Source organism: Azorhizobium caulinodans ORS 571, assembly GCF_000010525.1.
In the GTDB taxonomy this organism is placed as follows: Bacteria; Pseudomonadota; Alphaproteobacteria; order Rhizobiales; family Xanthobacteraceae; genus Azorhizobium; species Azorhizobium caulinodans.
Genome location: NC_009937.1, coordinates 4,581,383 through 4,602,485 on the forward strand (window position 1 = coordinate 4,581,383; position 21,103 = coordinate 4,602,485).

Annotated in this window: 20 protein-coding genes and 1 riboswitch; of the genes, 8 read left to right on the forward strand and 12 right to left on the reverse strand. The window is 68.2% G+C overall.

The genetic code is table 11. The features are described 5' to 3' along the window. Nucleotides 1-344 precede the first annotated feature (344 nt). The 4 genes from sucD to zapE all read right to left on the reverse strand — a co-directional run bounded on the left by sucD (nt 345) and on the right by zapE (nt 4,851). A complete protein-coding gene (sucD, locus tag AZC_RS20590; RefSeq protein ID WP_043879654.1) occupies nt 345-1,229 on the reverse strand; it encodes a succinate--CoA ligase subunit alpha in 885 nt (294 codons plus the stop codon). Next, nucleotides 1,229-2,431, reverse strand: coding sequence for an ADP-forming succinate--CoA ligase subunit beta (gene sucC, locus AZC_RS20595; protein WP_012172535.1), 1,203 nt, complete (start codon nt 2,429-2,431; stop codon nt 1,229-1,231). The genes sucD and sucC overlap by 1 nt, the downstream gene beginning before the upstream one ends. 133 nt (nt 2,432-2,564) lie before the next feature. Next, on the reverse strand, nt 2,565-3,530 hold the full coding sequence (gene mdh, locus AZC_RS20600) for a malate dehydrogenase (RefSeq protein WP_012172536.1): 966 nt from the start codon (nt 3,528-3,530) through the stop codon (nt 2,565-2,567). 133 nt (nt 3,531-3,663) lie between these two features. Continuing rightward, a complete protein-coding gene (gene zapE / locus AZC_RS20605) occupies nt 3,664-4,851 on the reverse strand; it encodes a cell division protein ZapE (protein ID WP_043879655.1) in 1,188 nt (395 codons plus the stop codon). Nucleotides 4,852-5,263: 412 nt separating this feature from the next. Here zapE and AZC_RS20610 point away from each other — a divergent pair, with 412 nt between their 5' ends. Together AZC_RS20610 and AZC_RS20615 are read left to right on the forward strand one after the other, a co-directional pair. Continuing rightward, nucleotides 5,264-5,578, forward strand: coding sequence for a hypothetical protein (locus AZC_RS20610; protein WP_043879656.1), 315 nt, complete (start codon nt 5,264-5,266; stop codon nt 5,576-5,578). 217 nt (nt 5,579-5,795) lie between these two features. Beyond that, nucleotides 5,796-8,036 (forward strand): FUSC family protein, encoded by a 2,241-nt coding sequence (locus tag AZC_RS20615; RefSeq protein ID WP_148209893.1) that lies wholly within the window; start codon nt 5,796-5,798, stop codon nt 8,034-8,036. Nucleotides 8,037-8,042: 6 nt separating this feature from the next. Here AZC_RS20615 and AZC_RS20620 read toward each other — a convergent pair whose 3' ends face one another. After that, the gene (locus tag AZC_RS20620) at nt 8,043-9,149 is read right to left on the reverse strand and encodes a 2'-deoxycytidine 5'-triphosphate deaminase (RefSeq protein WP_244421747.1); all 1,107 of its coding nucleotides are present in this window, start codon (nt 9,147-9,149) and stop codon (nt 8,043-8,045) included. A gap of 75 nt (nt 9,150-9,224) precedes the next feature. After that, nucleotides 9,225-9,304: riboswitch (SAM riboswitch) on the forward strand. Between the two features lie 52 nt (nt 9,305-9,356). On the opposite strand from AZC_RS20620, the gene AZC_RS20625 reads away from it, so the two are divergent. From AZC_RS20625 to AZC_RS20645, 5 genes are all read left to right on the forward strand, one after another. Continuing rightward, entirely contained in the window at nt 9,357-10,559 is a 1,203-nt protein-coding gene (locus AZC_RS20625; protein ID WP_012172541.1) for an O-succinylhomoserine sulfhydrylase, read from the forward strand. Between the two features lie 119 nt (nt 10,560-10,678). After that, on the forward strand, nt 10,679-11,164 hold the full coding sequence (locus AZC_RS20630; RefSeq protein ID WP_012172542.1) for a TRAP transporter small permease subunit: 486 nt from the start codon (nt 10,679-10,681) through the stop codon (nt 11,162-11,164). Further along, nucleotides 11,161-12,603, forward strand: coding sequence for a TRAP transporter large permease subunit (locus AZC_RS20635; RefSeq protein ID WP_012172543.1), 1,443 nt, complete (start codon nt 11,161-11,163; stop codon nt 12,601-12,603). The genes AZC_RS20630 and AZC_RS20635 overlap by 4 nt, the downstream gene beginning before the upstream one ends. A gap of 71 nt (nt 12,604-12,674) precedes the next feature. Further along, nucleotides 12,675-13,067, forward strand: coding sequence for a Co2+/Mg2+ efflux protein ApaG (apaG, locus tag AZC_RS20640; RefSeq protein ID WP_012172544.1), 393 nt, complete (start codon nt 12,675-12,677; stop codon nt 13,065-13,067). Between the two features lie 13 nt (nt 13,068-13,080). Beyond that, nucleotides 13,081-14,577 carry a TrkH family potassium uptake protein gene (locus tag AZC_RS20645; protein WP_012172545.1) on the forward strand — a complete coding sequence of 499 codons (1,497 nt, stop codon included), beginning with the start codon at nt 13,081-13,083 and terminating at the stop codon, nt 14,575-14,577. A gap of 41 nt (nt 14,578-14,618) precedes the next feature. Here the strand turns inward: AZC_RS20645 and AZC_RS20650 are convergent, their stop codons facing one another. The 3 genes from AZC_RS20650 to AZC_RS20660 form a co-directional block, all read right to left on the reverse strand. After that, nucleotides 14,619-15,605: an Hsp33 family molecular chaperone gene (locus AZC_RS20650; protein ID WP_012172546.1), complete on the reverse strand. Its 987-nt coding sequence runs from the start codon at nt 15,603-15,605 to the stop codon at nt 14,619-14,621. A 121-nt stretch (nt 15,606-15,726) separates the two neighbouring features. After that, a complete protein-coding gene (gene argF, locus AZC_RS20655; RefSeq protein WP_012172547.1) occupies nt 15,727-16,656 on the reverse strand; it encodes an ornithine carbamoyltransferase in 930 nt (309 codons plus the stop codon). Continuing rightward, complete coding sequence (locus AZC_RS20660) at nt 16,653-17,861, reverse strand: aspartate aminotransferase family protein (RefSeq protein WP_012172548.1); 1,209 nt, start codon at nt 17,859-17,861, stop codon at nt 16,653-16,655. The genes argF and AZC_RS20660 overlap by 4 nt, the downstream gene beginning before the upstream one ends. A gap of 341 nt (nt 17,862-18,202) precedes the next feature. Here AZC_RS20660 and AZC_RS20665 point away from each other — a divergent pair, with 341 nt between their 5' ends. Continuing rightward, nucleotides 18,203-18,730 (forward strand): GcrA family cell cycle regulator, encoded by a 528-nt coding sequence (locus AZC_RS20665; RefSeq protein ID WP_012172549.1) that lies wholly within the window; start codon nt 18,203-18,205, stop codon nt 18,728-18,730. A gap of 102 nt (nt 18,731-18,832) precedes the next feature. On the opposite strand, the gene AZC_RS20670 is transcribed toward AZC_RS20665, so the two are convergent. The 4 genes from AZC_RS20670 to phoU form a co-directional block, all read right to left on the reverse strand. Further along, a complete protein-coding gene (locus AZC_RS20670; protein WP_012172550.1) occupies nt 18,833-19,141 on the reverse strand; it encodes a hypothetical protein in 309 nt (102 codons plus the stop codon). 110 nt (nt 19,142-19,251) lie between these two features. Further along, on the reverse strand, nt 19,252-19,590 hold the full coding sequence (locus AZC_RS20675) for a hypothetical protein (protein WP_244421748.1): 339 nt from the start codon (nt 19,588-19,590) through the stop codon (nt 19,252-19,254). A gap of 65 nt (nt 19,591-19,655) precedes the next feature. Further along, nucleotides 19,656-20,357, reverse strand: coding sequence for a phosphate regulon transcriptional regulator PhoB (gene phoB / locus AZC_RS20680; RefSeq protein WP_012172552.1), 702 nt, complete (start codon nt 20,355-20,357; stop codon nt 19,656-19,658). A gap of 6 nt (nt 20,358-20,363) precedes the next feature. Further along, nucleotides 20,364-21,092: a phosphate signaling complex protein PhoU gene (phoU, locus tag AZC_RS20685; protein ID WP_043879658.1), complete on the reverse strand. Its 729-nt coding sequence runs from the start codon at nt 21,090-21,092 to the stop codon at nt 20,364-20,366. Nucleotides 21,093-21,103 lie beyond the last annotated feature (11 nt).

Consider the following 21,103-nt stretch of genomic DNA (forward strand, 5'->3'; position numbering starts at 1 on the left):
AAATCCCGGATGGCCTTCGGAGCTTAGCCGGTTTCGGCGCGCCGGGCGCGTTCAAAACCAAGCTCCAAGCCGTTGACAGCCACACCATGGAAGCGCGCCGGCAATCCCGCCGCACTCCCGCAAATTGCCTTGCTCCAGATGGAGCGGAGAGAAATCCGGCCGCTACATAAGATGCTTGGCGGCATGGGGGAAGCTCCCTTCCCCCGCCAACCCCGGCATTTCACGCACGGCGGACCTGCGCTCCGCGTACTGCTGGAGGCTTTCCCCAGCGTGGCACGCGGTGACACTCGTCCAATGCAAAGACGGCAACCCGATGGTCTCCCGCCGGATTGCCGTCCTTTTCATCAGCCCTTCAGCACTTCCACCAGGGTCTTGCCGAGGCGCGCCGGGGAGGGAGAGACCCGGATGCCGGCCTCTTCCATGGCGGCGATCTTGTCTTCCGCGCCGCCCTTGCCGCCGGAGATGATCGCGCCGGCGTGGCCCATGCGGCGGCCGGGAGGCGCCGTGCGGCCGGCGATGAAGCCGACCATCGGCTTCTTGCGGCCGCGCTTGGCCTCGTCCTTGAGGAACTGGGCCGCGTCTTCCTCGGCCGAGCCACCGATCTCGCCGATCATGACGATCGACTCGGTCTTGGGATCGGCAAGGAACAGCTCGAGCACGTCGATGAACTCGGTACCCTTCACCGGGTCGCCGCCGATGCCGACCGCCGAGGTCTGGCCGAGGCCTTCCTGCGAGGTCTGGAACACCGCTTCATAGGTCAGCGTGCCGGAGCGCGACACGATGCCGACCGAGCCGGTCTTGAAGATGTTGGCCGGCATGATGCCGATCTTCGACTGGCCGGCGGTCACCACGCCCGGGCAGTTCGGGCCGATGAGGCGCGACTTGGAGCCGGAGAGGGCGCGCTTCACCTTCACCATGTCGAGCACCGGGATGCCCTCGGTGATGCAGACGATGAGCGGGATCTCCGCGTCGATGGCTTCCAGGATCGCGTCGGCGGCGCCCGGAGGCGGCACGTAGATCACGGAGGCGTCGGCGCCGGTCTTCTCGCGGGCCTCGATCACGGTGTCGAACACCGGCAGGCCGAGGTGGGTGGAGCCGCCCTTGCCGGGCGAGGTGCCGCCGACGACCTTGGTGCCGTAGGCGATGGCCTGCTCGGAGTGGAACGTGCCGTTCTTGCCCGTGAAGCCCTGGGTGATGACCTTGGTATTGGCGTCAATAAGCACGGACATCACGCAGCTTCCTTCTTCACGGCCGCGACGATCTTCTGCGCCGCATCGTCCAGGTCATCGGCAGGGATCACGTTCAGGCCGCTGTCGCGGATGATCTGCTTGCCCTGCTCCACGTTGGTGCCTTCGAGGCGCACCACCAGCGGAACCTTGAGGCCGACGGCGGTCACCGCGGCGAGCACGCCGCGCGCGATCACGTCGCACTTCATGATGCCGCCGAAGATGTTCACCAGGATGCCCTTCACGTTCGGGTCCGAGGTGATGATCTTGAAGGCCGCCGTCACCTTCTCCTCGCTGGCGCCGCCGCCCACGTCGAGGAAGTTGGCCGGGCTCTCGCCATAGAGCTTGATGATGTCGAGGGTCGCCATCGCGAGGCCCGCGCCGTTCACCATGCAGCCGATCGTGCCGTCGAGCGCGATGTAGGCGAGGTCATACTTGGAGGCTTCGATCTCCTTGGCGTCCTCTTCCGTCTCGTCGCGCAGGGCGAGCAGGTCCGGATGGCGGAACAGCGCGTTGGAATCGAACGTCACCTTGGCGTCCAGCACCTTCAGCTTGGCATCCTTGGTGACGATGAGCGGATTGATCTCCAGCATCGCCATGTCGGTGTCGGTGAAGGCGGTGTAGAGCACCTCGGTCAGCTTGCCCGCCTGCTTGGCGAGGTCGCCGGAGAGGCCGAGCGCATCGGCCACCTTGCGGCCGTGGAAAGCCTGGATGCCGGAGGCCGGGTCCACCGAGAAGGAGACGATCTTCTCAGGGGTGGAGTGCGCCACTTCCTCGATGTCCATGCCGCCTTCGGTGGAGACCACGAAGGAGACGCGCGAGGTGGAGCGGTCCACGAGGAGCGAGAGGTAGAACTCGGTCTCGATGTCGGAACCTTCCTCGATGTAGAGGCGGTTCACCTGCTTGCCGGCCGGGCCGGTCTGCACGGTCACGAGCGTGTTGCCGAGCATCTGCTCGACGAAGGTCTTCACCTCTTCCACCGACCGGGCCAGCCGCACGCCGCCCTTGTCGCCGGCTTCCGGCTCCTTGAACTTGCCCTTGCCGCGGCCGCCGGCATGGATCTGCGACTTCACGACCCAGAGCGGGCCGCCCAGCTCACGCGCGGCCGCCTCGGCCTCGCCCACCGCCAAGACCGGCACGCCGCGAGACACGGGCGCACCGTAGGTCTTCAGCAGGGCCTTCGCCTGATACTCATGGATATTCATGGGGCTCCGTCCCAAGAGTTTCGGACCGTCCCGCCCTCATGACGAAGGCGATCCGCTCCGGTTGGACTATTGCCGCCGGGTCCCCCCGCCGGCACGAAAACGGCGACCCGGAGGGCCGCCGCGGATGGCAGTGTCACCGAACGAGGTCCGGCGCGATCTTGGCGCAGGCGTCCACCAGTCCTTGGACCGAGGCCACCGATTGTTCGAATTGCGCGCGCTCGGCGCGGTCGAGTTCGAGCTCGACGATGCGCTCCACGCCCCGCGCGCCGATCACCGCCGGCACGCCCACGTAAAGGTCGCGGAAGCCGTACTCGCCCGACAGGGGGGCCGCCACCGGCAGCACACGCTTCTTGTCCTTGAGATAGCTCTCCGCCATGACGATGGCCGAGGCCGCCGGCGCATAGAAGGCCGAGCCGCTCTTGAGCAGTTCGACGATCTCGGCCCCGCCGTTGCGGGTGCGCGTGACGATGGCCTCGATGCGGTCCGTGCTGGTCCAGCCGATGCGGATGAGGTCGGGAACGGGGATGCCCGCGACGGTGCAATAGCGCATCAGCGGCACCATCGTGTCGCCGTGCCCGCCGAGCACCATCGCGGTCACGTCTTCCACCGAGACGTTGAACTCGTCCGCCAGGAAATAGCGCAGCCGCGCGCTGTCGAGCACGCCGGCCATGCCGACCACCTTGTGACGCGGCAGGCCGGAGGCCTTCTGGAGCGCCCACACCATGGCGTCGAGCGGATTGGTGACGCAGATCACGAAAGCATCGGGCGCATATTTCGCGATGCCCGCGCCGGCCTGCTCCATGACCTTGAGATTGACCGCCAGCAGATCGTCGCGGCTCATGCCGGGCTTGCGCGGCACGCCGGCGGTGACGATCACCACATCCGCGCCCGCGATCTGCTCATAGGCGCCGGTGCCGGCGAAGGCGGCGTCGAAGCCGGCCACGGGGCTCAGCTCCGCGAGGTCGAGCGCCTTGCCCTGGGGAACGCCTTCCACCAGGTCGAACAGCACGACGTCCCCGAGTTCCTTCAGGCCTGCCAGCAATGCAAGCGTGCCGCCGATCTGGCCGGCGCCGATCAGGGCAATCTTGCTGCGCGCCATGAACAGGAAACCTCGGGCAACAGAGGATACGGCCTTAGGCCGAGCGGGGCTTGACTACTCCCATCCGCACAAGGGTTCAAGACGCCGCATCTACCCCTTTAGGCGCCCAACCACGGTTTCGGCGGACCGAGGGTCAGGTTTCCACCAATCCGGTAGCATCTCCGCTCGCAATGGAGTCGCCCCGCCCGTGCGGCTGCGCGAGATAGTCGCTGGAGCGCATCTCGTGCAGGCGCGAAACCGTGCGGGCGAACTCGAACCCTTCCGTTCCGTCAGCCCCCACATAAAGCCCCTCTGGCTCGGCGTCCGCCGAGGCGACCAGCTTCACGTTGTTGTCGTAGAGGGCGTCGATCAGCGTGATGAAGCGCTTGGCCTCGTTCCGCTTCTCCGGATTGAGCACGGGAATGTGTTCCACAACAAGGGTGTGGAAGGTGTGCGCCAGCCGCAGATAGTCGGACGCGCCGAGCGGATGCTCGCACAGGTCCGCGAAGGTGAAGCGGGCCGCCCCGCCGCCGGCACGGGGCACCGCGAGGGTGCGACCCTTCATGTGCAGTTCGTAGGGCGCGCCGCCGTCGGGACCGGCCAGGTGCAGCCAGGCCGCCTCCACCGCCGCGTCCGCCTCCGTTCCCAGCGGGGCATGCCAGACCTTGATACCGTCCAGCTTCTCCATCCGGTAGTCTGTGGAGGCATCCAGCGCCAGCACGTCCGTCTTCTGGACGATCATGTCGATGAAGGGCAGGAACAGCGCCCGGTTGAGGCCTCCGGCATAGAGGTCCTTCGGCGCCACGTTGGAGGTCGCCACCAGCACCACGCCGGCCGAGAAGAGGTGCTGGAACAGGCGGCCGAGGATCATGGCGTCCGCGATGTCGGTGACGTGAAACTCGTCGAAGCACAGCACCTTCGCCTCGGCGGCGATGGAGGCGGCCACCGGCACGATGGGATCGCCGGTCTTGCGCTCGCCCTTCTTCTGGCCCTCGCGCTCCTTGTAGATGCGGTCATGCACGTCGGCCATGAACTCGTGGAAGTGCGAGCGGCGGCGGGCGACGAAGCTGATGCTCTCGAAGAACAGGTCCATGAGCATGGTCTTGCCGCGCCCGACCCGGCCATAGATGTAGAGGCCCTTGGGCGGCGCGGTGACGGTGCGCCGGTGGAACAGCCAGCCGAGCGCCGAACCCTTGCGGGCGAGCGAACTGTCCTTCAGGGCCTGTTCAAGGCGGGCGAGCGCATCCACCACAGCGGCCTGGGCGGCGTCCTCGCGGATCTCCCCGGCGGCCACCATGGCCTTGTAACGGGTGGCAATGCGGGTGCCGCTCTCGATGCCCATGGAACCTCCGGCCTCCGCGCGCCGGCCTGAGGCCCCGGCTTTCGCCCGGTTGGCGCGCGTCTTAGTGCTGATGTGCCCGGACGGGCAGGCAGGTGGGCCGTCTCGCTGGGTTGGCCGTGACGGATACACCCGGCAGGCGGGGGCCCGCCTGCGGGATCAGCCTCTAGACGCCCGGCCCGGCTCCCGCAAGCGCAAGCCCTACCGATCCGGCCCGGCGCATGAAACCAAACCGCGGCGACCGCGTTTCCTGATTGTAAAATCACGCGGCGGTGCAACCGGGAGAAGCCGGAACCGCCGCATACGGGCCCGGAACGGCCCGCGTTGCGCCGCAGGGCGGCCCGAGCGCCGCCGCGGTCATCGGCTTCACTTCACCAGCCCTGGGGGGCGGGCTCAAGAGCGAAAGGAACAGTCCATGAAGACCACGCTTCTGCGCACCGCCGCTTTCTCTCTCGCCCTCGCCACCGGCGCCGCCGGCCTCGCCAGCACCGCATCGGCGGATGACAGCATCAACGCCGTGAACGACAGCATGGTCCAGCAGCGGCAGATGGACTATCTGAGCCGCCACGGCGGCTATGTCCTGATCCAGGACCAGAATTCCATGGCCGTGGGCGGCCGCAACGGCACGATGGTTCTGCCGGCCAACCGCACCTATACGCCCACCAACGTCTATGTGGTGACGCCGGGCTACCAGAGCGTGCCGAGCAGCACCTATTACGCCCCCTACTGAGGCGCTGCGGCGCCCCGGCCCTGAGGGCTGACGGTCATCAACATGCCCCCGGTGTGGATACCGCACGCCGGGGGCATTTTTGTCCGAATGCTGCCAGCATTCCTTCACTACCCTCGGCCATCGTGACCCGGATGCGCGCGGCCGCCTGCCGCAGCTCTGGACATTCAGATGCCGCCGTGGCCCAAGTTCGGTCAGGCGTTCAAACCGGGTGCGGGACGTGAAATTCAGGCCGTCGGTCGAGAACATCTCCGGTCACCAGCCGCTGCTCCACCGCCTGCGCGCGTGGCTCGACGACCATGACCCGGGCGGCATCGACCGCATCCGCACCCTGCATCTCTGCCTCTCCTATGTGGTCGTGATCCTGCTCGGGCTCGCCACCTCGCGCGCCTTCGACCTCCAGCTCGACGTGATCTTTCCGATGGTGGCGGCCATGACCGCCTCGGTGCTGATCACGTTCACGCCAGCCGCCTCAATCGCCATCGAGGCGCGCACGTTTGCGCGGCTGTTCGCGGTCAACTTCAGCCTGCTCGCGCTGGTGGCGCTGATCGGGCCGGGCGACCACGAGATCAACGGGCTGATCCTGAAGCTGCTGCTGATCCCGCTGTCGTTCCTCGCCATGTACCTGCGCCGCTATGGCATGGACGGGCAGCGCCTCGGCATCTCCATCATCATCATGGCCACCGTCGCCGCCATCCTGCGGCCCACCCATACGGAGGGGCTCTGGCTGCTGCTGGCGGCGCTGGAGGGCGGCATCGTCACCGCCCTCATTCGCCTCTCGCCGTTCCGGCCCAGCGCCATGCAGGCCTATAACGACGCGGTGGTGGATGCCGTGCGCGGCGTCGGCGACTATCTGCGTCAGTTCGCAGAGGCGATCCGCAGCGGGCAGGACGTGCCCCGTCCCGCCGACACCATGCTCAACCGCCTGCGCGTGCGGGTGCGCGTCGCGCTCCTGACCGCCACGGCCGAGGACCCGGACGCCCGCGCCTGGGTGGAGGCGGTGCGCACCCATGTGTATCGCCTGCGCATCGCCACCCAACTGCTGCACGACTGCATTCCCCCCATGCGCCGACCCGATGGCCAGCCGGATGGCTGGGAGCCATCCGTCGCCTCGGTGGCGGAAGAGGTGGCCCGCCATCTGGACCGCATCGGCGAGCAGCCGGTGGGCGGCGATGCGCGGCTCAACGCCAGCCTGTCCCGCATGCGGCAGGCGGCCATGGCGGCTGATCTGCACGTGAAGGTGCAACTCACCCTGCTGCGCGCGATCACCGCCTTCGAGCGTCTCGCCCTCCTCGTGGGCGGGCTGGAGCGCTTTCACCTCGAACGGCCGGTGCAGGAGAATGTCGCCACCTTCGTCGCGCCCCAAAGCGTGAGGGCACAGGCGCCGGTCGCACAGGCCCAAGGTGCCGGGCGGGCGATCCGCGTGGGCATCCAGGCGGTGGTCGCCACCAGCATCACCACCAGCCTCGACCTGCTCATCGGTCTCGACCACGCCTATTGGGCGACCATGACGGTCATGTTCGTGCTCGGGAACAGCCTCGGCGAGACGGTGCTGCGCGTGCGCTATCGCACCTGGGGCACGCTGCTCGGCGTCGTCATCGGCATTCTCGCCGTCTATCTCATGAGCAACGGCATCTGGTTCCTCGCCGCCATCTGCCTCGTCGGACAGATGGTCGGGCTGCTGACCATGCGCGACCGCTATGACATCGCCTCCGCCGCCACGGGCCTCTCTGTGGTGGTGGGGCTCCATCTCGTCACCGGCCTCACCGCCGAGGGCATGAGTTCGCGCATCTACGAGACAGCCATCGGCGCGGCCGTGGCGCTCGCCATCTCCTATCTGGTGCTGCCCATCTACGGCAGCGACGAGGTGCTCAATCAGGTGAAGGCGGTCGTCACCCGCTGCCGTGCGGCCTTCGCCGGATGGTGGCCGCGCGGCGAGAAGGGGGATTCGGTGAGCATCCTCGCGTGGGAAATGCGCCCGGTGATGGAGCAACTGCCCCAGCTCGATGCGGAATCCGCGCTCGGCTATCGCACGGCCGGCGACGTGGTGAACCTCGTCTCGACCCTCGACGTGCTCACCACCTATCTCGCCCTGCTGGAAGATGCCGCCCAGCGGCTCTCGGCCCTGTCGCCGCCGGAGGAACTGGTGAACGTGCTGGAAGCGGCGCGCTCGCGCACCCTCCAGGGCTTCGACCTGGCGCTCGGCACGGCGGCGCCCGCCGTCTCCACCACCGCGGCCCCGCAGCTCGAGGCCGCGCTCCAGGCGGCGCTGGGCAATCTCACGGACGACACGTCCCGCCGGCTGCTGCCCTTCGTGGCGGACTATCTCGCCTTCTCCGACGCCATCCTCCAGCCGCTGGGCGACCTCCAGAGCGTGCTGGACCGGCGCGTCGCCTCCCCCACGCCTTCCACCGAGGCCGAACCGGCCAAGGCGGAACGGCCGGAGACCGCGGAGAGCTGAGCCGCCTCAGGCGAAGGGGCGGAAGTGCTTGGAGAGCTTCAGGCCCTGCCCCTGATAATTGGAACCGAGCGCCTCGCCATAAAGATGGTCCGGCCGCGCCGCCATGCGCTCATAGACCAACCGGCCCACGGTCTGGCCATGTTCAAGGATGAAGGGCACCTCGCGCGAGCGCACTTCCAGCACCGCCCGCGCGCCGCTGCCGCCCGCGGCCGGATGGCCGAAGCCGGGATCGAAGAAGCCCGCGTAATGCACACGGAACTCGCCCACGAGCGGATCGAAGGGCACCATCTCCGCCGCGTGCTCGGGCGGCACCTGCACCGCTTCGCGGGAGGCGAGGATGTAGAAGGCGTCCGGATCAAGCACGAGCGAGGAATGGCCGCGCGCGCGGATGGGCTCCCAGAAGTCCTCCACGTCGAGCGCGGCGCGCTTGTCCACGTCCACGACGCCGGTGTGCTTCTTGGCCCGGAAGCCGAGGATGCCGTTCCACGCAGCGCCGGCGAGATCGACACCCAGCGCGATGCCGCCCCCGGCGACGTCGGGCGCGTCGGAATCGACGAGCCGCTGTTCCTGCTGGAGGTTCAGCAGTTCAAGATCGGAGAGCCGGGCCACGCCGCGCCGGAAGCGCACCTGAGAGAGGCGCGACCCGGTGCGCACGAGGATGGGGAAGGTGCGCGGCGCGATTTCCAGATACAGCGGGCCGGCATAGCCCATGGGAATGGCATCGAAGGCCCGTGCCCCATCCGCGATGACGCGGGTGAAGACATCAAGCCGGCCGGTGGAGCTTTTCGGATTGGTGGACGCCGCCACGTCGATGGGCAAGCGGAGCCGTTCGAAAAGAGGAACGAGATAGACGCCCCCCGTCTCCAGCACCGCACCGTCCGAAAGGTCGAGCTTGTGCAGCACAAGCTCCGACAGGCGGTCCTTCACCGTATTGCCGGCGCCGGGCAGGAAGCTGGCGCGGATGCGCCAGGCGGTGCGACCGAGACGCAGGTCCAGGCTCGCCGGCTGGATCTGGTCGTCATCGAGCGCGCGCCGCGTGGAGATGCCGCCGCTTTCCACAAGCGCCGCAATGGCCTGCGCCGGGAGAATGCCTGCTTTATACTGTTCGCCCACGCGCGGCTCCGCTTCCATCTATCGTTCGTTTTAACGGACGCTCGGCTTGACGCCAAGCGGCCCACGGCGTTAACTGCCCCGGCTCGTGGAGAATTTGAGCCGGCCGGCTTGCTGCCACGTTAAACAGATCGCTAAAAGGCCGGGGACGTGGCAGGCGCGCATCGTGCCTGCATCCACGGGTCCCGGCCTCACTTGAAGGCTTGAACCGTGGCATCGAAGTTCGTCCCCCCGGATCCGTCAACCCTGCATCCCGAAACCCTGCTCGTGCACGGCGGCACCACCCGCTCGCCCTATGGCGAGACGTCGGAGGCGCTCTACCTGACGCAGGGCTTCGTCTATGACAATGCCGAAGCCTGCGAGGCCCGCTTCAAGGGCGAGGACCCCGGCTTCGTTTATTCCCGTTACGGCAATCCCACCACCGCCATGTTCGAGGAGCGCATGGCGCTGCTCGACGGCGCCGAGGCCGCCCGCGCCACCGCTTCCGGCATGGCGGCGGTGAACGCCTCCCTGCTCTGCCAGCTCAAGGCCGGCGATCATGTGGTGGCCGCCCGCGCTTTGTTCGGCTCCTGCCGCTGGATCCTGGAAGACTTCCTGCCCCGCTACGGCGTCGAGACGACGCTGGTGAACGGCACGGACCTTGACGCCTGGAAGGCGGCGGCGCGGCCCAACACCAAGATCTTCTTCCTCGAAAGCCCCACCAACCCGACGCTCGAAATCATCGACGTGAAGGCGGTGGCGGACATCGCCCACGCCCAGGGCGCGCTGCTCATCGTGGACAATGTGTTCGCGACCCCCCTGCTCCAGAAGCCGTTCGAGCTGGGCGCGGACGTGGTGGTCTATTCGGCCACCAAGCATATCGACGGACAGGGCCGCTGCCTCGGCGGCGTGGTGCTCTCCTCGCAGCAGTTCGTCACCGACCACCTCCAGACCTTCCTGCGGCAGACCGGCCCCTCCATCTCGCCCTTCAATGCCTGGGTGCTGCTGAAGGGCCTGGAGACGCTGGGCCTGCGCGTGGAGCGCGCCCAGTCCTCCGCCGCGACGCTGGCGGATGCGCTGGCCGCCGAGCCGAAGGTGGAGAAGGTGCTCTATCCCTTCCGCGCCGACCATCCGCAGGCAGCCCTCGCCCGCCGGCAGATGACCGGCGGCGGCACGCTCGTCACCTTCGTGGTGGGCGGCGGCAAGGAGGGTGCCTTCCGCTTCGCCAATGCGCTGAAGGTGATCCGCATCTCCAACAATCTGGGCGACTCCAAGAGCCTGCTCACCCATCCGGCCACCACCACCCACCAGCGCTTCACCCCCGAGGCGCGGGCGGAAATGGGCATTTCGGACGGCCTCGTGCGCCTCTCCGTGGGCCTTGAGCATCCGGACGATCTCGTCTCGGATATCGTGCAGGCGCTGAAAGCCGTCTGAGGCGCATTGGGGCAGGGCCCTGACCCTGCCCACTTCGTCTGACGCTGGGAGAATCTGGACAGCCCGCCGCCGCCCGCTACCTTTGCCGCAAGCCCGGATCAACGGGCAGGAGGCGAGGGATGGAACGGCTGGCGGGCATGACCTCCGCGGGCATCGGCGCGGCACTTGCGGGCGGGCGCTCGCTCATCCTGCCCATCGCCCTCCTGCTCTTCCTGCAATGGCCCTTGCGCGAGGTGGTGCACGCCTATTCGCGGGAGGCCAATGACCTCGGCCAGTGGCTTTTCGCCCTCTATGTGGCGGTCGCCGTCACCGCCGCGACGCGGGCGAGAGCGCACCTTGCCAGCGACATCTTCGCCCATCGCTACGGCCCCGTCACCCGCGCGCGGCTCGCCCGCATCGGCGCGGCTGTCGGCCTGCTGCCCTGGTCCCTCTGGCTGCTGGGCGCGGGATGGGACATGGCGTGGCACTCGACCCTCAGTCTCGAAGCCTTTCCCGAGACCTATAATCCCGGCTTCTTCCTCGTGAAGCTCGCCATGTGGCTGCTGGGGCTGCTGGCCTTCGGGCAGGCGCTCCTCGACATCGCGCGCCCGGAGCGGGCGGCATGAGCGCCTTCGGCCTCGTCCTCCTCCTGATGATCGGCGTGGGCAGCGTCTTCACCGGGCTGCCCAATGTGGTGGTGCTGCTCGCCACCGCCGTCTTTGGCGTTCTGGTGGGCCTCTTCACCGGCGTCATCACGCCGAACCTCTTGCCCGCACTGCCGACCCGCATCATCGACCTGATGAGCAGCGACCTGTTGCAGGCTCTGCCTTTGTTCGTCTTCCTCGGCACGCTGCTCAACCGCCTGCCCGTCGCCTCCGCCCTCTTCCGCACCGGGCTCGCCCTGCTGCCGCGCTCGCCCGCCAGCGCGCCGGTGACGGGCATCGGCATCGGGGTGCTGCTGGGGCCGATGAACGGGTCGGTCGGCGCCTCCGCCATGGCGCTCACCCGCACCATCGCGCCAGGCATGGCCGCCAACCGCGTGCCGCTCGCCACCATTCAGGCGGTGACGGCGGTGGCGGCGACCCTGGGCGTCGTGGTGCCGCCTTCGCTCGTGCTGATCCTGCTCGGCGATGCCATGCTGAACGCCCACACGGTGGCGCTCAACGCCTCGGGCCGGATCGCGCAGGTGGTGAATACGCAGGATGTGTTTCAGGGCGCGCTGCTGCCCGCCGGCCTCTTCGTGGCCGGCAGCATCCTCGTCACCGTGCTGACCCAGCGCCGTCAGAGTGCGGCGCCGGCCGAACGCCCGCCGCTGAGCCTGCCGGATGCGCTCATCACGCTGCTGGCTCTGCCCTTCGTGGGCGGCCTCCTGGTCAGCGTGGCGCTCGGCTATGTCTATCCGGTGGAGGCAGCGGCCTGCGGCGCGGTGGTGCTCTTCCTCGCCGGCCTCCTGTCTGGCCACGTCTCGCGGGCGACCATCGGGCCGCTGCTCGACGAGACGCTGCGCATGACGGGCGCCCTCTTCGCCTTGCTCGCGGCGGCGACGACGCTGACCCTCGTCTTCCGTCTGTTCGGCACCGACAAGCTCGTCGCCGCCGCCATCCAGTCCGTCCCCGGAGGACCCGCGGCAGCCACGGTCGCGGCACTGCTGGTGGTGGCCGCCTCGGCACTCGTGCTCGATGCCTTCGAGATCATCTTCGTCATCGTGCCGCTGATCGCCCCGCCTTTGCTGGTGCGGGCGGACGACGCGGCCTGGGTGGCGGTGCTCATCCTGCTCACCTTGCAGATGAGCTTCCTCCTGCCGCCGCTCGGCTATGCGCTGGTGGTGACGCGGGACCGGCTGAAGGGCGATGCCCCCATGTCCGCCATGCTGCGCGCTCTTGCCCCATATCTCGGCGTGCTGACACTGGTGCTGGGCGCCGTCTTCCTCGTGCCCGCGCTCGCACACCCAAGGCTGCTGCTGGCCGGCCCGCCCGTCGCCCCGGTTCCCGCCGGCACCGGAGAGCGGAAGCTGGAGGACATGGTGCCCCTGCCGCCGGAACCCGCCGCTCCGGCCTTGAACTGAGGGGCGGGACCGCCCATCCTGACCGCGCAGCCGGCAGAGGTGCGCCGTGCGAAGGGGGAGGACGCGCGATCATGTACCGCGCCACGACGCGCAAGATCCAGGTGACAGCCACGCCCCGCTATGTGGCGGAACGGTCGGAGCCGGATCAGGGCCGCCATTTCTGGGCCTATACGATCGAGGTGGTGAACCTCGGCAAGGTCAGCGTGCAGCTCAAGTCCCGGCATTGGGTCATCACCGATGCCCACGGCCATGTGGAAGAGGTGCATGGCGCGGGCGTCGTGGGCGAAGAGCCGGTGCTGCCGCCGGGCGGGCGCTTCGAATATACAAGCGGCGTGCCCCTCTCGACCCCCACCGGCATCATGTCGGGCCATTACGACATGCTCGCCGAGACGGGCGAGACCTTCTCGGTGGAGGTGCCGGCCTTCTCGCTGGACGTGCCCCACATGGCCCGCATCCTGAACTGACGACCTTATCGCCATGAGCCTTGCCAATGCCGCGCGGGTGCAGAGGGGCTCCACCCCGGCGCTCGACCTGCGGCCGCTTGCCGCCACCATCGGCACGCTGCTCGCCATCCTCGGCGCCAGCATGGTGCTGCCCGCCCTCGCCGATCTCAGGGCCGGCGTCGCGGGGGAGAGCGCCTTCGTGGGCTCCGCCGCCGTCACCATTTTCGTCGGCGTGCTGATGATCGTGTCGGGCCGCTCCGCCGGGCCCATGCGGCTCGATCTGCGGCAGGCCTTCCTGCTGACCACCTCGGTCTGGGTGGTGCTTGCCCTGTTCGCGGCCCTGCCGCTCGCCTGGGGTCCGAGCGGCCTCTCCCCGGTGAAGGCGCTGTTCGAGAGCATGTCCGGCCTCACCACCACGGGCGCCAGCGTCATGAGCGGGCTCGATGCCATGGCGCCGGGCGTGCTCTTGTGGCGGAACATGCTGCACTGGTTCGGCGGCATCGGCATCGTGGTCATCGCCATCGCCGTGCTGCCGGCGCTGAGCATCGGCGGCATGCAGCTCTTCCGCACCGAGTCCTCCGACCGCTCGGAGAAATTCCTGCCGCGCGCCGGCTCCGTCGCCAAAGGGCTGCTCGCCGCCTATGGGGTGCTGACCCTGCTGTGCGCCATCGGCTACGGGCTCGCCGGCATGCGCCCCTTCGATGCCGTGACGCTCGCCATGTCGACGGTGTCGAGCGGCGGCTTCGCCAATTCGGATTCCTCGCTGGCCGTCTTCGCCAATCCGGCGGTGGACTATGTGGCCATCGTCTTCATGCTAGCGGCGGCCCTGCCCTTCCCGCTCTATGTGCGGGCCTTCTCGGGCGACGTGCGCAAGCTGTTCCGCAATCCGGAAGTGCGTCTGTTTCTGGGGCTCGTCGCCGTCTTCACGGTGGCGTCCTTCCTGCAGCAGACCTTTCAGGGCATCGCCAGCGGCGAGCCGGCACTGCGCGGGGCGCTGTTCACGGTGGCCTCGCTCATGTCCACCACCGGCTTCATGGCCGTGGACTATACGAACTGGGGCCCGCTGTCGGACGCCATCTTCTTCATCGCCATGTTCCTCGGCGGCTGCACCGGCTCCACCTCCGGCGGCCTCAAGTCGCTGCGCATCCTCATCGCGCTGAAAGCCGTGCGCCAGCATCTCAAGCGCATCTCCTACCGCAACGGCCAGTTCCCGATCCGCTATGGCGGCGCGCCGGTCTCCGACGACGTGGTGGCCTCGGTGCTCGGCTTCATCTTCCTTTATGTGGCGAGCTTCGTGGTGATCAGCGTCATCCTGAGCATGCTCGGGCTCGATCTGCGCACCGCGCTTTCCGCCGCCATCGCCTGCCTCGCCAACGTGGGGCCGGGCCTCGGGCCGCTGGTGGGGCCGGCCTCCAACTACGGCGGGCTGAGCGAGCCGGCCATTGCGGTGCTGACGCTCGCCATGCTGCTGGGGCGGCTCGAAATCGTCACCGTGCTGGTGCTCGTGGTGCCGCGCTTCTGGTGGCGGTGACGATATGCGGATGACGGGCGCGGCGCGCCCGTCATCGGTCTTCAGGAATCCAGCTGATCGAACACTTCTTCCGCCGCGAACCCATAGGTGCGGCCGCAGAATTCGCAGGTGACGGTGATGCGCCCGTCGTCCTGCACCATCTCCTTCTGCTCTTCGCGGGTGAAGCTCTTCAGCACGCCCGCCACCCGCTCGCGCGAGCAGGAGCACTGGGCCTTCAGCAGTTGCGGCTCGAACACCCGCACCCCGCGCTCGTGGAAGAGGCGGAACAGCAGGCGGTCGCTGGTCAGCGTCTTATCCACCAGTTCCACATCCTCGATGGTGCCGGCGAGTGCCTGCGCCTCGGCCCAGGCCTCGTCGTCATCCACCTGGTGGAGTTCGGTGCCCTCCGGCGCATCGCCCGGATGGAAGTCCGCCTGCGCCGCGCGGCCGGCCTCGGCCGGCAGGAACTGCGCGAGCAGCCCGCCCGCCCGCCAGGACGAGCCGCCGCCCGCTTGCAATTCCTCGCCCACGGCGAGACGCACGCGGGTCGGGATCTGCTCGGACTGGCGGAAATATTCGTGCGCCGCCTCTTCCAGCCCCTCGCCCGTCAGCGCCACAACGCCCTGATAGCGATTGACCGACAGACCCTGATCGATGGTCATGGCCAGATGCCCCTTGCCGAGCAGCGCGGCCGGGCTCGCGGCATTGGCCAGCACCGCCGCCTCCACCGCCTCGCGGTCGAAGCGGGCATAGGCGCGGATCTTGTCGGGGGTCACGAAATCCACCACGAGCATGTCGACGGGACCGTCGGTGTGGGTCTGGAGAATGAAGCGGCCCTCGAACTTCAGAGACGAGCCGAGCAGGGTCGCCAGCACCACCGCCTCGCCGATCAGCCGCTTCACCGCCGCCGGATAGGTGTGATGGGCGAGCACGCCATCGAGCACGCTGCCGAGGCGCACCACCCGCCCGCGCACATCGAGGGCCTCCACCTGAAACGGCGTCACGCAGTCATCCGCATCGAGGCGGGGCTGCTTTTCCTCTTCAGCCATCGGGACTCCACATCATGACAACGGCCCCGGTCATGGACCGGGGCCGCAAGGATTGCGCTCTTTGCACCCGTCCGTCCACTCGGCCTTACAGGCCCCATGCGGGGCCGGCCAAGCGAGGGGATCAGGCGCTCGCCTTCTCCAGGCACCAGGCGAGGATGCCCTTCTGGGCGTGCAGACGGTTCTCCGCCTCGTCGAACACCACCGACTGCGGGCCGTCCATCACCTCATCCGTCACCTCCTCGCCGCGATGGGCGGGCAGGCAATGCATGAATATGGCGTCGGGCGCGGCGCGCGCCATGAGCTTGGCGTTCACCTGATAGGGCTTCAAGAGGTTGTGACGGCGCTCGGCCTCCTTGTCGCCCATGGAGACCCAGGTGTCGGTGATGACGCAATCGACGCCTTCCACCGCCTCTTCCGGATCGCGCATGAAGCGCACCTTGGCCTGCGTGCGCTTGACGAACTCCTTCAGGGCCTGACGCGGAGACAGCTCCTTGGGCGTCGCGACATTGATGGTGAAGTCAAATTGCGCCGCCGCGTGAACCCACGAGGCGAGCACATTGTTGGCGTCGCCGGTCCAGGCCACGCTGCGCCCCTCGATGCTGCCCTTGTGCTCCTCGAAGGTGAGCACATCGGCCATCACCTGACAGGGATGGGACACGCGGGTGAGGCCGTTGATGACCGGCACGGTGGCGAATTTCGCCAGTTCCAGCAGGTCCTCATGGCTCAGGATGCGGATCATGATCGCATCCACGAAACGCGACAGCACGCGGGCGGTGTCGGCGATGCTTTCGCCGCGCCCGAGCTGCATTTCCGCGCCCGTGAGCATGATGGTCTCGCCGCCGAGCTGGCGCATGGCCAGATCGAACGACACGCGCGTGCGGGTCGAGGGCTTGTCGAAGACCATGGCGAGCGACTTGCCCGCCAGCGGCTTCTCCTCGGTTCCCGCCTTGCGCTTGGCCTTCAGCTGCTTGGAGAGCTCCAGCACCCCGCGCAGGTCCACTGCCTCCAGATCCGTCAGATCCAGAAAGTGACGCACACCATTCCCGCTCATTCGGCGGCCCCCTTCACCGGCGCGGCTGCAAGCCCGTCCTCGATCCGCCGGCAAGCCGCCTCGATCTTTTCCGCCGCAAGCTTCACTTCTTCCTCGCTGACCACCAGAGGCGGCAGGAGGCGCACAACATTGTCGCCGGCGCCGGGGGCCAGCAGGCCCTCCTCGCGCAGCGCCACCACGAGATCGCCCGCCGGCACATTGGCGCGCAGGCCGAGCAGCAGGCCCTGGCCGCGCACCTCGGCGATGACGCCGGGATGGCGGTCCTTCACGCCGGCCAGAAGCTGCGTGAAGCGCAGGCTGATCTGGTTCACATGCTCCAGGAAGGACGGCTCCAGAACCTTGTCCAGCACCGCATTGCCCACCGCCATGGCGAGCGGGTTGCCGCCATAGGTGGAGCCGTGGGTGCCCAGCGTCATGCCCTTGGCCGCTTCTTCCGTGGCGAGGCAGGCGCCCATGGGGAAGCCGCCGCCGATGCCCTTGGCGACCGACATGATGTCCGGCGTGACGCCCGCCCATTCGTGGGCGAACAGCTTGCCGGTGCGGCCGACGCCGCTCTGCACCTCGTCCAGCACCAGCAGCAGGCCGTGCTCGTCGCACAGCGCCCGCAGGGCGGCGAGGAAGCCGGACGGCGGCACGCGCACACCGCCCTCGCCCTGGATGGGTTCCAGCAGGATGCCGGCGGTGGCGGGGCCGATGGCCGCCTTCACCGCCTCCAGATCGCCGAAGGGCACATGGTCGAAGCCCGGCAGCTCGGGGCCGAAGCCTTCGAGATACTTGGCATTGCCGCCGGCGGCGATGGTCGCGAGCGTGCGTCCGTGGAAGGCGCCCTCGAAGGCGATGAGGCGGTTCCGCTCGGGATGGCCGGAGACATACTGGTATTTGCGCGCCATCTTGATGGCGCACTCCAGCGCTTCCGCACCGGAATTGGTGAAGAAGACCGTATCGGCGAAGGTCGCCTGCGTGAGGCGCTCGGCCAGCCGCTCGCCGCCGGCGATGCGGAACAGGTTCGAGGTGTGCCAGAGCTTGCCCGCCTGCTCGGTCAGGGCCTGCGCCAGATAGGGATTGGCGTGACCCAGCACATTGACCGCGATGCCGGCGGTGAAGTCGAGATAACGTCGCCCGTCCGTCGTCACGAGCCAGCAGCCCTCTCCCCGCTCGAATTCCAGGTTGATGCGTGCATAGGTCGGCAGAACGGGGGATATCACGGGAACCCCTCCTCACGAGGGTTGAGCGCCGGAGTGGCGCAGGGACAAACGGAAAAAGGCCGCCCAAGCGGGGCAGCCCGACATGGGTGATTCTAGCTATCGCCCACGCGGGGTCAACATACCTAGCTTGGTTAACGTTTTCGCAACGACTTGGGGAAAACAGCCGGCTGCGTGATTCTGACTCTTCGCGACCCAGCCCCCATATTGTAGTTTCCCACTCGCCGCCTACGAGATGTCGTGCGGCACCGTTCCCAAGTGGCGTCGGCTCCCCAGTCCTGCGCGCGGACAGCGCGTCGCAGGAAGCGGCCGGGGATTCGATGAGGCAGCCAAGGAGGCGAGCGATGAGCTGGAACGACGAGCGCGTCGAACTCTTGAAAAAGCTCTGGAGCGAAGGACTGTCGGCCAGCCAGATCGCGGCTGAACTCGGCGGGATCACGCGTAATGCCGTGATCGGCAAGGTTCACCGTCTCGGCCTGTCGGGCCGGGCAAAGGCTCCGGCCGTCGCGGCCCGTCCGCGCAAGGCCGCCCGTCCCGAGGCGCCCGCACCGCGCCCCCAGGCCCCGACCCGTCCGGCGACCATCGGCAACACCGCCCTCGCCCCGGCCTTCGAGGAACTGGTGGAGACCGCTCCGGCGCCCGCGCCCGAGGCTCAGCCCTCCGCCAACATCGTGCCGATGGGCCAGCGCTGCACGATCATGAATCTCACGGAAGCCACCTGCCGGTGGCCGGTGGGCGAACCGGGGACGGACGCCTTCTATTTCTGCGGCGGACGCAGCCTTCCCGGCATGCCCTACTGCACCACCCACGCCCGGATGGCCTACCAGCCGGTCCAGGATCGCCGGCGGGACCGCCGGGTGGCCCGTCTCTGATCTGTCCTGACCCAGCCCCGCTCCGGCGGGGCTTCGGTTTTCAGGGGCTTATGACTGTCGAAGACAATGCCCGGCGCGGATGACACGCCGGGCGCGCATCGGTCAGCGCCGGTCGCGCGTCGGGTCGTAGCAGGTATAGCCCACGAAGCACTGCGGATTGTCGCGGGTCGGCACCCAGGCCGGGTTGGTCTGCTGGTCCATGGGGCAATAGGCCCCGCTCACCACATAGCGGTCGTAAACCAGCTGAGAGGTGGCGAGCACCACGGCACCCTGCTGACGCACCATGCCGGTGGCCTGCGCACAGCTCATCTTGCGGCTGTCCGGCAGCCCCTGCGCAAGCGCCGCCCCGGAGGCGACGACGGCACCGGCCAGCAGAACCGGCGCCAGAACAGCGCGCGACCAGTTGTTCATGATCCTTAACTCCCGCAGCCGCGTTCGGCGCGGCCCCTTGTGGCGTTCGCCGCCGTCTCCGGCGACCGGTCCAACATAGGCTCAGCCGCGGCCTGCTGCCAGCGGGCGGCTCACCAGCCCCAGCCCCAGCGCCAGTCTCCCTTGGCGGGGTCGTAGCAGGTGTAGCCGATGAAGCATTGCGGATTGTCGCGCGTCGGCTCGAAGGCCGGCCGCAGCGCCTGCTGCGGCATGCAGAAGCGCAAATCGCTCACATAGCGGTCGAAGGTGGTCGCGGAGGTGTCGAGCACGATGCCGCCGGCCCGGGCGACCAGCCGCGCCGCCTGGTCGCAGGTCATAGCGCGCGTGTTGGGCCGCGCCTGTGCGCCGATGGACGCGAGGGGAAGCAGCAGCACCAGGGCGAGGGCCGCCGCTTTCAGGACGCGACCCGACATGCGCACCAGACCTGCCATGCTCAGCCTCCCTCGCGCCACCCACGCGGCCATCGGACGGCAGATGGCGTGGCGCACCGCGCCCCTCAATGGGCGCGGGCGAACATTTCGTTGAAGGAATAACCGGCGCCGCGCACGGTGCGGATGGGATCGGGCTGGCGGCCGCGATTGATCGCCTTGCGCAGGCGGCCCACGTGCACGTCCACGGTGCGCTCGTCGATATAAACGTCCTGGCCCCACACCCCGTCGAGCAACTGCTCGCGGGAGAAGACGCGGCCAGGGCTCTGCATCAGGAACTCGAGCAGGCGGAACTCGGTCGGACCGAGATGCACCTCGCGGCCCGAGCGGTGGACCCGATGGGTCTCGCGGTCGAGTTCGATGTCGCCGGCCCGCAGCAGGGTCGCCACATGCTCGGGCTTGGCCCGGCGCAGCAGCGCCCGCACGCGCGCCAGCAATTCCGGCACGGAGAAGGGCTTCACCACATAATCGTCGGCGCCCGTGGCAAGGCCGCGCACCCGCTCGGTCTCCTCGCCGCGCGCGGTCAGCATGATGACAGGCAGGCGCTCCGTCTCCGGCCGCGTGCGCAGCCGGCGACAGAGCTCGATGCCCGAAAGGCCCGGCAGCATCCAGTCGAGGATGACGAGATCGGGCACGCTCTCGCGCAGCCGCGTCTCGGCTTCATCACCCCGCCCCACATTGTCGACGGCGTAACCCTCGCTCTCGAGGTTGTACCGCAGGAGGAGCGTCAGCGGCTCCTCGTCCTCGATGATCAGAATGCGCGCAGGCACGTTGGCTTACCCCTGAAGGGTGCGGGTGGGGAAGGTCACCGTGGTCTCGCTGGACGCATCCGCCTTCGGGCGGTCGTCGGAGAGCATGTTGCCGGTGACCATGTAATAGACGGTCTCGGCCACATTGGTGGCATGGTCGCCGATGCGCTCGATGTTCTTGGCACAGAACAGGAGGTGCGTGCACACCGAGATGTTGCGCGGATCTTCCATCATGTAGGTGAGGAGTTCGCGGAACAGCGAGGTGTACATGGTGTCGACGCTGGCATCCTTGCGCCACACCTCGAGCGCCTTGGCCTCGTCGCGGCCGGCATAGGCGTCCAGCACTTCCTTGAGCTGCTCGAGCACGAGGTCGGTCATGTGCTCGACGCCGCGCACCAGCTTCTGCGGGTGATACTCGCCCTCGATGGCCAGCACGCGCTTGCCGACGTTCTTGGCGAGGTCACCGATGCGCTCCAGATCGTTGGAGATGCGCAGGGTGGCCACGATGTCGCGCAGGTCGCTGGCCATGGGCTGGCGCTTGGCGATGACCAGCACCGCCTTTTCCTCGATGTCGCGCTGCATGTGGTCGATGGCGGCGTCCATCACCACCACGCGCTGGGCGGCGGTGCCGTCCCGGCGGATCAGGGCGCCGACGGAATCGGCCACCAGACGCTCGGCCTGGCCGCCCATCTCGACGATCTTGCGGCCCAGTTCCTTCAGCTCGGCATCGAAAGAGGAAACAGTATGTTCAGGCATCAAAACCTCCC

Coding starts and splice junctions, on each gene's coding strand:
- AZC_RS20670 (WP_012172550.1), bottom strand. CDS start 19,141: ATGAACAACTGGTCGCGCGCTGTTCTGGCGCCGGTTCTGCTGGCCGGT.
- apaG (WP_012172544.1), top strand. CDS start 12,675: ATGTACCGCGCCACGACGCGCAAGATCCAGGTGACAGCCACGCCCCGC.
- phoU (WP_043879658.1), bottom strand. CDS start 21,092: ATGCCTGAACATACTGTTTCCTCTTTCGATGCCGAGCTGAAGGAACTG.
- mdh (WP_012172536.1), bottom strand. CDS start 3,530: ATGGCGCGCAGCAAGATTGCCCTGATCGGCGCCGGCCAGATCGGCGGC.
- AZC_RS20665 (WP_012172549.1), top strand. CDS start 18,203: ATGAGCTGGAACGACGAGCGCGTCGAACTCTTGAAAAAGCTCTGGAGC.
- sucC (WP_012172535.1), bottom strand. CDS start 2,431: ATGAATATCCATGAGTATCAGGCGAAGGCCCTGCTGAAGACCTACGGT.
- zapE (WP_043879655.1), bottom strand. CDS start 4,851: ATGGGCATCGAGAGCGGCACCCGCATTGCCACCCGTTACAAGGCCATG.
- AZC_RS20645 (WP_012172545.1), top strand. CDS start 13,081: ATGAGCCTTGCCAATGCCGCGCGGGTGCAGAGGGGCTCCACCCCGGCG.
- AZC_RS20630 (WP_012172542.1), top strand. CDS start 10,679: ATGGAACGGCTGGCGGGCATGACCTCCGCGGGCATCGGCGCGGCACTT.
- argF (WP_012172547.1), bottom strand. CDS start 16,656: ATGAGCGGGAATGGTGTGCGTCACTTTCTGGATCTGACGGATCTGGAG.
- AZC_RS20610 (WP_043879656.1), top strand. CDS start 5,264: ATGAAGACCACGCTTCTGCGCACCGCCGCTTTCTCTCTCGCCCTCGCC.
- AZC_RS20635 (WP_012172543.1), top strand. CDS start 11,161: ATGAGCGCCTTCGGCCTCGTCCTCCTCCTGATGATCGGCGTGGGCAGC.
- AZC_RS20675 (WP_244421748.1), bottom strand. CDS start 19,590: ATGGCAGGTCTGGTGCGCATGTCGGGTCGCGTCCTGAAAGCGGCGGCC.
- sucD (WP_043879654.1), bottom strand. CDS start 1,229: ATGTCCGTGCTTATTGACGCCAATACCAAGGTCATCACCCAGGGCTTC.
- AZC_RS20650 (WP_012172546.1), bottom strand. CDS start 15,605: ATGGCTGAAGAGGAAAAGCAGCCCCGCCTCGATGCGGATGACTGCGTG.